Raw genomic sequence first — 9,975 nt, 5'->3', positions numbered from 1 at the left:
CCCTCGGCGCCCGCGGCCGCCGCGGCGGGCGCCAGCGCGGCGAAGACCCCGGCGCCGAGCATCGACGAGACGCCCACGACGACGGCGTCGCCGGTCCCCAGCTGCCGCCGCAGGCGCGGCGCGCCACCTGCGCCGTCCGCGCCCGTGCCGTCCGCGCCGCCTGCGCTCGCGGTCCCTCCCGCCACTCCGCCCCCTCGTCCTCGGACTTCGTAGCCCTCCTCCGCCGTCCGGCTCCCCCACGGCGGAGGAAGGCTACGAAGTCCGGGGGGACGGGCGGTGACGGCGCGGTGGACGGCGGGTGGCGCGCGAGGATGGCGGCATGGACGAGGTGCGCATCGCCAGTGACCGGCTGTCCGTCGTCGTCGCCCGCCACGGGGCCGAGCTGCAGTCGCTGCGGTGGACGCCCCCGGCCGGGGCCGGCGGCTCGGGGGGTGACGACCCCCTCGAGCTGCTGTGGCAGGCCGGCCCGGCGTGGCGGCGCCACGCGCCCGTGCTCTTCCCCGTCGTCGGGCGGGTCGCGGACGACGAGGTCGTCGTCGACGGCCGGCGCTACCCGATGGGCCAGCACGGCTTCGCCCGGGACTCGGACTTCGAGCTGCTCGAGGCGTCGCCGTCGCGGGCCGTCCTGCGGCTCGTCGACGACGAGGCGACGCGCGAGCACTACCCCTTCCCCTTCTCCCTCGTCGTCGCCTACGACGTCGCGGACGCGGCCGTCTCCGTCCGGTGGACGGTGAGCACGCACGGCGGGCAGCCGCTGCCCTACTCCCTCGGCTGGCACCCGGCCTTCCGCTGGCCGCTCGTCGACGGCGTCGCCAAGACCGACCACGTGGTGCGCTTCGCCGAGCCCGAGCCCGACGACGTCCGCGGGGTCCGTGGCGGCCTGCTCACCGAGCCGGTGCCGACCCCGGTGCAGGGCGACGTCCTGCCGCTGCAGGAGGGCCTCTTCGCGGACGACGCCGTCGTCATGGACCGGGTCCGCAGCCGCACCGTCCGCTACGGCGCGCCCGGCACCCCGACGGTGCGCCTCGACGTCGAGGGCTTCCCCCAGCTCGGCGTCTGGTCCAAGCCCTCGGGCGCCGACTTCGTCTGCCTCGAGCCGTGGGCGGGCCTGGCCTCGCCCGAGGGGTGGCAGGGCGAGCTGCGCGACAAGCCGTACAGCCAGCGCGTCGCGCCCGGCGAGGTGCGCGAGGCGGCCTGCACGGTGACGGTCGAGCCGCCGGCCTGACGGTCCGGCGCCCACCGATCCCGGCCGAGCGCCGCTCAGCCGACGGTCGAGCCCCTCACGACGAGGTGGGTCGGCAGCACGACCGTCCCGGGCCGGGGCCGGCCGGCGACCGCGTCGAGGAGCAGGCGCGCCGCGGTGCGGCCGACCTCGTGCATCTCGAGCCCCACGGTCGTCAGCGGTGGACGACTGGCGAGCGCCATGACGTCCCAGTCGTCGAAGCCGGTGACGGCCACGTCGTCGGGCACGGAGCGCCCGAGCTCGCGCAGCCGGTCGCACACCCCGCGGGCGATCTGGTCGCTGCCGCAGCTGACGGCGTCGACGTCGGGGACCTGGCGCAGGAGGAGGTCGAGGGCGCGGCGCCCCCACTCCTCGCTCCAGGAGCCGTGGAGCGGACCGGCGACCAGCGGGACCCCTGCTCCCTCCGCGGCGGCGGTGACGGCCTCGGCGCGGGAGCGGGCGGCGGCGTGGCGCTCGGAGCCGGTGATGTGCGCGACCCGCCGGCGCCCCAGGGCGTGCAGGTGCGCCAGCGCGGCGACCGCGCCGCCGCGCTCGTCCACGACGACGGACGTGTCCTCGGGCCGGCGCGAGGGCTGGAAGGCGTAGACGACGGGCACGTCGGTGCGCACGGGCTCGCGCGGGTCGGTGCGCCGTCCCGTGACGACGACCCCGTCGACGCGGCGCGCGGCGAGGGAGCGGAGGTGGTGGCGCTCCCGGAGGGGGTCGTCCCGCGTGTCGCACAGGAGCACGGCGACGTCACCGGCGCCGAGGGCGTCCTCGACGCCCAGCACGACCGGCAGGGTGAAGCGCCCGATGCTGTCCGTCGTCAGGAGCCCGACGGTGAAGCTGCGCCCCGAGGACAGGGCACGTCCGACGCCGTCGGGCGTGAAGCCGAGCTGCTCGGCGGCGCGTCGCACCCGCTCGCGCGTCTCGTCGCGGAGCTGGCCGCTCCCGCTCAGCGCCTTCGACGCCGTCCCGGGGGCCACGCCCGCCAGAGCCGCGACGTCGACGATGCGGACGGGGCGGGCCCTGCCCGCCCCGCGTCCCGTGACGACCACGCGGCACCTCCTCCTGCGGCACGCGGCGTGCCGGACGTGCCGCCCGGCGGGACGGCGGGAGGAGCAGCCTAGACGAATCGGGCCTTGCCCACGGCCCACGTCACCCGCTACGGTCGAGAAAACGTGTTCCGGCGTTTCCCAACGCCCCTCCTCGACGACGAGCGGAGCCCTCGTGGCCAGCACGACCCAGCAGCCGACCGCCCTCGAGCGCGCGACCACCGCCGGCCCGGTCCGCCCCACCCCCGCGACCACGCGCCTGTCGCCCGTGCCGCCCGGCGCGGCGCGCATCAGCGCCGGGTGGTGGGCCGACCGGCAGGCCGCCAACGGCGAGCGCGCCATCCCCGAGGGCCGTCGGCACCTCGAGGAGTGGGGGAACCTCGACAACCTGCGCATCGCCGCCGGCACCGCGGGGGGCGAGGTGCGAGGGCCGGTCTTCGCCGACTCCGACGTCTACAAGTGGCTCGAGGCAGCGGCGTGGGAGCACGGGCGCTCCCCGTCGGAGCAGCTGCTCGCCGACATCCGCGAGGTCAGCGCCCTCGTGGCCGCCGCGCAGGAGGAGGACGGCTACCTGGACTCCGTCGTCGCCGAGCGCGGCAGCGCCGTGGAGCCCGGGCCGGGCGACCCGACCGGGTCGCGCGAGCGCTACAGCCACCTCCCGTGGAGCCACGAGCACTACTGCGCCGGCCACCTCTTCCAGGCGGCGGTCGCGGTCACCCGGGCGACCGGTGAGCGGCAGCTCCTCGACGTGGCGGTGCGCCTGGCCGACCACCTCGTGGAGACCTTCGGCGACGGCGCGGGGCAGGTGCGGGACGTCGACGGCCACCCGGTCGTCGAGATGGCGCTCGTGGAGCTGGCGCGCGAGACCGGTGACGGGCGCTACCTCGAGCTCGCCCGCTGGTTCGTCGAGGCGCGCGGCCGCGGGCTCGTGGCCGCGCACGGCCACGGGCCGACGTACTTCTCCGACCGGGTGCCCGTCCGCGAGGCCACGACGGTCGAGGGCCACGCCGTCCGGGCCGTCTACCTGGCCGCCGGGGCCGCCGACGTCGCGGTCGAGACGGGGGACGGCGAGCTGCTGGAGGCCCTGCGGACCCAGTTCGCGCACATGCTGGCCACCAAGACGTACGTCACCGGCGGGCTCGGCTCGCGCTGGGACGGAGAGGCCTTCGGCGACCCCCACGAGCTGCCCTCGGACCGGGCGTACGCCGAGACGTGCGCGGCCATCGGCGGCGTCCAGTGGGCCTGGCGGATGCTCCTGGCCACAGGTGACGCCGTGTACGCGGACGCCCTCGAGCGCATGCTCTTCAACGGCTTCGCCGCGGGCGTCTCGCTCTCCGGGGAGCAGTACTTCTACGTCAACTCCCTGCACGTGCGCAGCGGCGCGCACGCCGACCACGAGCGCAGCCCCGCCGGCGGCCGCCAGACCTGGTTCGGCTGCGCCTGCTGCCCGCCCAACGTCATGCGCACGCTGTCCAGCCTCGACGGCTACCTCGCGACGACGGACGCCCGCGGGGTGCAGCTGCACCAGTACGCGCCCGGCCGGGTCGAGGTCGACCTCCCGGGCGGCCGGGTGCGGCTCGACGTCGAGACGCGGTACCCGTGGGCCGGGACCGTCCGGGTGCGGGTCGAGGAGGCACCGTCGGGGACGACCCTCGCCCTGCGCGTGCCGGCCTGGGCGGAGGGCGCCTCGCTGCGCCGCGACGGCCACTCCGAGGACGTGGGGCCCGGCACCTACGCCGAGGCCCGCGACGTGCGCGAGGGCGACCTCGTCGAGCTCGAGCTGCCGGTCCGGCCGCGCTGGACCCGCCCCGATCCCCGGGTCGACGACGCCCGCGGCTGCGTGGCGCTCGAGCGCGGCCCCCTCGTCTACGCCGTCGAGGAGTGCGACCTGCCGGACGGCGTCCTCGTGGACGACCTCGTCGTCAGCGAGGACGAGCTGCCGACCGACGCGGGCACCGACGAGGACCTCGGTGGCGCCGTGCGCGTGCGCGTGCGCGGTCGCCGCCGAGCGCCCGGGCCCGAGGACGCCGTCGAGGTCCTGGCGGTGCCCTACCCCACCTGGGCCAACCGCGGCCCGGGCGCCATGCGGGTCTGGCTGCCCACGACCTAGGCCGGACGACCTCGAGCACGACGACCGGCGGCGCAGCCGCCGACGCAGGAGGAGCGATGGAGCTCACGAGACGGGCGCTGCTGGCGCTGATGGGCGCGGGCGGGGCCGGGGCGCTGGCGGGGTGCGCCGGGCAGCTGCCGGAGCCGGACGTCACCGCCGCCGGCTTCGGGGAGGAGGCGAGCGGCGTCGTCCGGGTGTGGACGCGCGGGGCGACCGTGGAGGGCATGTCGGGCGTCGTCGACGCCTTCCACGCCAGTCAGGACCGCATCCGGGTCGAGCTGACCCCCGTCCTGGACGGGCAGTACGTCACGAAGCTCGCCACCGCGATCCGCGGCCGCGAGGTCCCCGACCTGGTGGACATCGACGACATCAACGCGATGCTCTTCATCTACCGGGACGTCTTCACCGACCTGACCCCGCTCGTCGAGCAGCTCGAATTCCGCGACCAGCTCAGCCCGGCGCACCTCGGCCTCGCGACGGTGGACGACCGGGTCTACGGCGTCCCCTTCCTCGCCGACGTCTCCATGCTCTGGGGCAACGCCGAGCTGCTCGACCGCGCGGGCGTCGACATCGCCGGCCTGGACAGCCTGGAGGCCGCGGTGGAGGCCGCCGCCGCCGTCAGCGCCCTCGGCGCGGACGTCCACGGGTGGTCCACCGCGGGCAACAACCCCGGCATCCTCGGGTTCACCGTGCAGCCCCACACGTGGGCGACGGGCGCACGGATCCTCGAGGGGGACGTCGGCTCGCAGATCGGCGACCTCGTCGGGAACGAGGGCCTGCGGGGCACCCTCGAGGCCTTCCGCTCGATGTGGGAGGCCGGGTCGATGCCTCCCGGCAACTTCTCCGACACGGGGGCCGCCTGGGGCGCCGACTTCCGCGCCGGCTCGGTCGGACTGCTCCCGTGCAACTACATCTCCGGGGTGCTGGAGGGGGACGAGGCCCACCGCGAGCGCACCACCGTGCGCCTGCTGCCCGGCCCCGGCGGGGGCAGCGCCTTCTTCGCCGGCGGCGACAACCTCTGCATGCCCCGCGGGGCCCGCAACCCCTCGGCGGCCTGGGAGCTGGTCCGCTTCGCGCTCGGCGTCGAGCAGCAGGAGGGGCTCCCCGACCTCGGCTTCATCCCGATCCGGGGCGACGCCGCGACCGACCGCTACCGGGAGGAGCACCCCTTGGCCGTGCTGCCGCTGGAGCAGATCACGCAGGGCTACGCCCCGCGGACGCTGTCGTACAACCTGCTGTTCAACCAGTCCGACAGCCCGTACATGGCGATGTTCCGCGAGGCCGTCTTCGGCCGGGGGGTCGAGCCGGCGGTCGAGGCCGCGCAGGCCGAGTTCGACCGCATCCTCGAGCAGGCCCAGCGATGAGCGCCCCGGCCCAGGCGGCCGGCTCCGGAGCCGCCGCCACGCCCGGCGCCGCCGCGGGTGGCCGCGCCCCGCGGGCGTCCGCGTCCTTTGGGAGCCTGACCCACCGCGAGCGCACGGGGGTGCTGCTCGTGCTCCCGGCCGTGGTGATGGTCGCCACCTTCGTCCTGCTGCCGCTCGTGCTGGCCGTGGGCATCTCCTTCACCAACTGGCCGCTGATCGGCGACTGGGACTGGATCGGGCTGGCGAACTTCACGGCCATCGCCCAGGACACGGCCTTCCTGCGGGCGGTCGGGTACACGCTGCTCTACACGGCGGTCGTGACGGGGCCGATCCTCGTCGTCGGCTACCTCATGGCGGTGGTCGTCCGGGCGAACCGGCGCGGGTCCACGGCGCTGCGGACCCTGTTCTTCCTGCCCTACGTCATCGGCCTCTCCACGCTCAGCTTCATGCTGGTCCTCGAGGCGCAGCCGGGCAGCGGCGCGGTCAACCTGCTCCTGCAGGCGCTGGGCATCACCGACGGCCAGACGGCGTGGCTCGTCGACGCCACGCTGGCGACGGCGCTCATCTCCGTGCTCGTCGTCTGGGGGGTCTCCGGCCTGACGATGATCCTGCTCGTCTCCGGCATGCAGGGCGTCCCCCGGGAGGTCTACGAGTCCGCCGAGATGGACGGCGCCACGTGGTGGCAGCGCGAGCGCCGCATCACCATCCCGATGATCCGCCGACCCATCGCGATGAGCCTGATCATCTCGGTGATCGGGTCCTTCCTCGCCTTCACGCAGTTCTTCATCCTCACGCAGGGCGGCCCGGGCACCTCGACGACCCCGGTGGTCCTGTCCATCTACAACCGCGCCTTCGTGCAGCTCCAGGTGGGCGCGGCGACCGCGCTGTCGCTCGCGCTCGTGCTCGTCGTCGGTCTCGTCACCGCCGCGCAGTTCTGGCTGCTGCGCGAGCGCGACTGACCCACCAGCCCCCGCGGACCGCACCGGAGAGGACCACCATGAGCACGAGCACCGCGCCGCGGGAGACGACCCGCGACCGCCGGGCCGAGGAGGCGCGCGGCGGACGAGCGGCCGCCGACGGCCGCGCCGAGAGCCGCACCAAGACCACCCTCTACGTCCTCGCGGGCGCCCTCACCCTCCTGGTCTTCGCCGCACCGCTGCTGTGGGCGATGCTGCGCGCGTTCCAGCCCAACGCGGTCATCACGGCCGCGCCCTCCTGGTCGACCTTCCTCGACCTCACCACCGCCAACTTCGCCGGCCTGGAGGGACGGGGCCTGCTGCCCGCGGTCGGCAACAGCCTGCTCGTGTCGCTCAGCACCGCCGCGCTGACGGCCGTCATCGCGACCGCCGCGGGCTACGGCTTCGGGCGCTTCACCTTCCGCCTGTCCACCCCGGCGTTCGGCGCCATCCTCCTGACGATGATGGTGCCCTTCCAGGCCATCCTCACGCCGCTGTTCCTGCAGTTGAACGCGATGCGCCTGACGGACAGCCTCCTCGGGCTGGTGCTCTTCTACACGACGGTCAACCTGCCGTTCGGCGTCTTCGTCATGCGCAACAGCTTCGCGACGGTGCCGGCCGACCTCGAGGACGCCGCCTTCGTCGACGGCGCCGGGACCTCGCGCACCTTCTTCTCGGTGCTGCGGCCCCTCGTCGCGCCCGGCATCGCGACGACGGCGCTCTACGCCTTCCTCGTCTCCTGGACCGAGTTCCTCGGGGCGCTGACGTTCCTCACCCGGCAGGAGCTGTACACGCTGCCGGTGGCCCTGCTGAACCTCCAGCAGGGCGCCTACGGACAGGTCGACTACGGCCTCCTCGCCGCGGGCGCCCTCATCGCCATGGTCCCCTGCGTCGTCCTGTACGTGGCGCTGCAGCGCTTCTACGTCGCCGGACTGGCCTCGGGGGCGGTCAAGGGCTGAGTCCTCCTCCGCGCGAGAGGCGTGCCGCAGCTCAGTGCGCCGAGGGGACGCCGTCCGTCGCGCCGCGGCGGTGGCGGACGACCTCGACGGCGTGCACCGCCGCCACGACGAGGAGCCCGACGAGGAGCCCCAGCACCGCGGCGGCGAGGGTGGCCACGAACCAGCCCGCGACCGGGCCGGCCGCACCCAGCGCCTCGGCCACGGCCTCCTCGGCGTGGTGCACGACCTCGTACGGCGCGGTGAGGCCGAGCTCGTCGGCGCCGACGAGGAGGAGGTGGCCGCCGACCCACAGCATCGCCGCCGTGCCGACGACGGTGAGGAGCGTGAGCAGCTTCGGCAGGGCCGCCACCATCCACCGGCCCAGGCGGGCCACCGCCGCGGAAGGTGCCTCGGCCAGGCGCAGCCCGGCGTCGTCCATCTTGACGATGAGCGCGACGACGCCGTAGACGCCCACGGTCACGGCGAGGCCGACGACCGCGAGGACGACGGCGCGCGTGAGGAACGGCTCGCTGACCACCTCGTCCAGCGCGATGACCATGATCTCGGCCGACAGCACGAGGTCGGTGCGGACGGCGCCCTTCACGAGCGCGTCCTCGTCGGGCAGGGCAGCAGCACCACCGGGGCCGGCGGCGGCGTGCGGGCCGTGGCCGCGCAGGCGGCCCCACACCTTCTCGGCGCCCTCGAAGCAGAGGTAGGCGCCGCCGACCATGAGCAGCGGCGTGAGCGCCACCGGCAGCAGCCAGCTGAGCAGCAGCACGACCGGCAGGATGACGAGCAGCTTGTTGCGCAGGGAGCCCACCGCGATGCGGCGGATGATCGGCACCTCGCGCTCGGCGGCCAGCCCCCGCACGTACTGCGGCGTCACGGCCGTGTCGTCGACGACGACCCCGGCCGTCTTGGCGCCCGCCCTCGCGGCCGCCGCGCCCACGTCGTCGAGGGAGGCGGCCGCGGCGCGCGCGAGCAGCGCGACGTCGTCCAGCAGGGCCACGAGACCAGCGCTCACGACCGGCCCCCTCTCAGCGTCGACGCACGGGCGCCCGCCCCGCGCGGACGCCGTGGGCATCTTGCCGCGCCCGAGGTCCTCGCGCCCTCACCTCGGGCGGAGCCGGGTCCGGAGCACCCGACCGGGGGTCAGCGCCGGCGCGGGTCCCACAGGACGAGCGCGGCCCCCGCCCGGGAGCGGCTCACCCGCCGCCCCATCTGGCCGGCGACGACGTCGCCCGAGGGGTCGGCGGTGAAGACGCGGCGCTGGGCGCCGACGAGGGCGCGCAGGCGCTCGACCTCGTCGGACAGCCGGAGCACCCTGCGCTCGAGCTCGAGGATGCGCTTGATGCCGGCGAGGTTGACGCCGTCCTCCTGGGACAGGCGCTGCACCTCCCGGAGGGTGGCGACGTCGCGCAGGCTGTAGCGCCGCCCGCGGCCGGCCGACCGGCGCGGCTCGACGAGGCCGAGCCGGTCGTACTGGCGGAGCGTCTGCGGGTGCATGCCCGCCAGCTCGGCCGCCACGGAGATCGGGAGGACCGCCGCGTCGACGTCGACCTCGGGCGTGCCGGCACCCCTCGGGTCGGACGCCGAGGTGGTCATCGGGGCTCCGCTCCCCGCGTCACGAGCGCGCCCCGCTGCTGCTCGCGCCGCGCGCGGCCCGCAGGAGGTCGCCGCGGGCGTCGTCGCCGCTCGTGGCGGCGGCGAAGGCCTCGACCGCCGCGCGCGCCTCGTCCGAGAGCCGCTGGGGGACGACGACCTGGAGGGTCACGAGGAGGTCGCCGGTGCGCTTCGCCGTCGTCACGCCGCGCCCGCGGGCCCGCAGCACGCGGCCCGACGGCGTCCCCGGGGGCACGCGCAGCCGCACGGTGCCGCCGTCGAGCGTGGGCGCCTCGACGTCGGCGCCGAGCGCGGCCTCCGCGAAGGTCACGGGGAGGGTGACGCGCAGGTCGTCGCCCTCGCGGGTGAAGACGGGGTGCGGGCGCACCGCGACGGTGATGACGAGGTCGCCGGGCGGGACGCCGGGGCCCCCGGAGGCGCCCTTGCCGCGCAGGCGGATCTTCTGGCCGTCGCGGACGCCGGCGGGGATGCGCGCGGTGACCGTGGTGCCGTCGCCGGCGCGCAGGGTCGTCGTCGACCCCTCGGCCGCCGTCGTGAAGTCGAGCGTCGTGGACGCCTGGACGTCGGCGCCCTGGCGCGGGCGCGAGGGCCCGCCGCCGAAGCCGGCGCCCGGGCCGCCCTGGCCGAAGATGCCGTCGAGCAGGTCCTCGAAGCCCGGCGGCGTGCCGCCCGCGCCACCGGCACCGCGAGCACCGGCCCCGCCGCCG

9 protein-coding genes and 1 pseudogene are annotated in these 9,975 nt (G+C 75.9%); 5 read left to right on the top strand and 5 right to left on the bottom strand.

From position 1 onward, the window contains the following. Positions 1 to 185, bottom strand: a pseudogene (locus HLB09_RS08860) (amino acid permease); the annotation flags it as partial. Between the two features lie 134 nt (positions 186 to 319). Between HLB09_RS08860 and HLB09_RS08855 the strand changes: the two are divergent. After that, entirely contained in the window at positions 320 to 1,225 is a 906-nt protein-coding gene (locus HLB09_RS08855) for an aldose 1-epimerase family protein (RefSeq protein ID WP_171203028.1), read from the top strand. 35 nt (positions 1,226 to 1,260) lie between these two features. Here HLB09_RS08855 and HLB09_RS08850 read toward each other — a convergent pair whose 3' ends face one another. Beyond that, positions 1,261 to 2,280, bottom strand: a complete 1,020-nt coding sequence (locus HLB09_RS08850; RefSeq protein WP_322790095.1) for a LacI family DNA-binding transcriptional regulator — start codon at positions 2,278 to 2,280, stop codon at positions 1,261 to 1,263. 172 nt (positions 2,281 to 2,452) lie between these two features. On the opposite strand from HLB09_RS08850, the gene HLB09_RS08845 reads away from it, so the two are divergent. The 4 genes from HLB09_RS08845 to HLB09_RS08830 are packed head-to-tail and all read left to right on the top strand — an operon-like array spanning position 2,453 to position 7,666. Further along, a complete protein-coding gene (locus HLB09_RS08845) occupies positions 2,453 to 4,387 on the top strand; it encodes a glycoside hydrolase family 127 protein (RefSeq protein WP_171203020.1) in 1,935 nt (644 codons plus the stop codon). Positions 4,388 to 4,443: 56 nt separating this feature from the next. Next, positions 4,444 to 5,751: an extracellular solute-binding protein gene (locus HLB09_RS08840; protein WP_171203026.1), complete on the top strand. Its 1,308-nt coding sequence runs from the start codon at positions 4,444 to 4,446 to the stop codon at positions 5,749 to 5,751. Beyond that, positions 5,748 to 6,710 carry a carbohydrate ABC transporter permease gene (locus tag HLB09_RS08835; protein WP_171203025.1) on the top strand — a complete coding sequence of 321 codons (963 nt, stop codon included), beginning with the start codon at positions 5,748 to 5,750 and terminating at the stop codon, positions 6,708 to 6,710. Before HLB09_RS08840 ends, HLB09_RS08835 begins: the two co-directional genes overlap by 4 nt. A 38-nt stretch (positions 6,711 to 6,748) precedes the next feature. Next, on the top strand, positions 6,749 to 7,666 hold the full coding sequence (locus HLB09_RS08830; protein WP_171203024.1) for a carbohydrate ABC transporter permease: 918 nt from the start codon (positions 6,749 to 6,751) through the stop codon (positions 7,664 to 7,666). A gap of 31 nt (positions 7,667 to 7,697) precedes the next feature. Here HLB09_RS08830 and HLB09_RS08825 read toward each other — a convergent pair whose 3' ends face one another. The 3 genes from HLB09_RS08825 to HLB09_RS08815 form a co-directional block, all read right to left on the bottom strand. Continuing rightward, the gene (locus HLB09_RS08825; protein WP_171203023.1) at positions 7,698 to 8,669 is read right to left on the bottom strand and encodes a DUF808 domain-containing protein; all 972 of its coding nucleotides are present in this window, start codon (positions 8,667 to 8,669) and stop codon (positions 7,698 to 7,700) included. Positions 8,670 to 8,797: 128 nt separating this feature from the next. Then, positions 8,798 to 9,250 (bottom strand): heat shock protein transcriptional repressor HspR, encoded by a 453-nt coding sequence (locus HLB09_RS19320; RefSeq protein ID WP_171203022.1) that lies wholly within the window; start codon positions 9,248 to 9,250, stop codon positions 8,798 to 8,800. A 19-nt stretch (positions 9,251 to 9,269) separates the two neighbouring features. Then, on the bottom strand, positions 9,270 to 9,975 hold a 706-nt coding region (locus tag HLB09_RS08815; RefSeq protein WP_171203021.1), incomplete at its 5' end, for a DnaJ C-terminal domain-containing protein.

The organism is Pseudokineococcus marinus (genome assembly GCF_013004605.1).
Classification (GTDB): Bacteria; Actinomycetota; Actinomycetes; order Actinomycetales; family Quadrisphaeraceae; genus Pseudokineococcus; species Pseudokineococcus marinus.
This window is presented reverse-complemented; position numbering and strand designations above follow the sequence as displayed.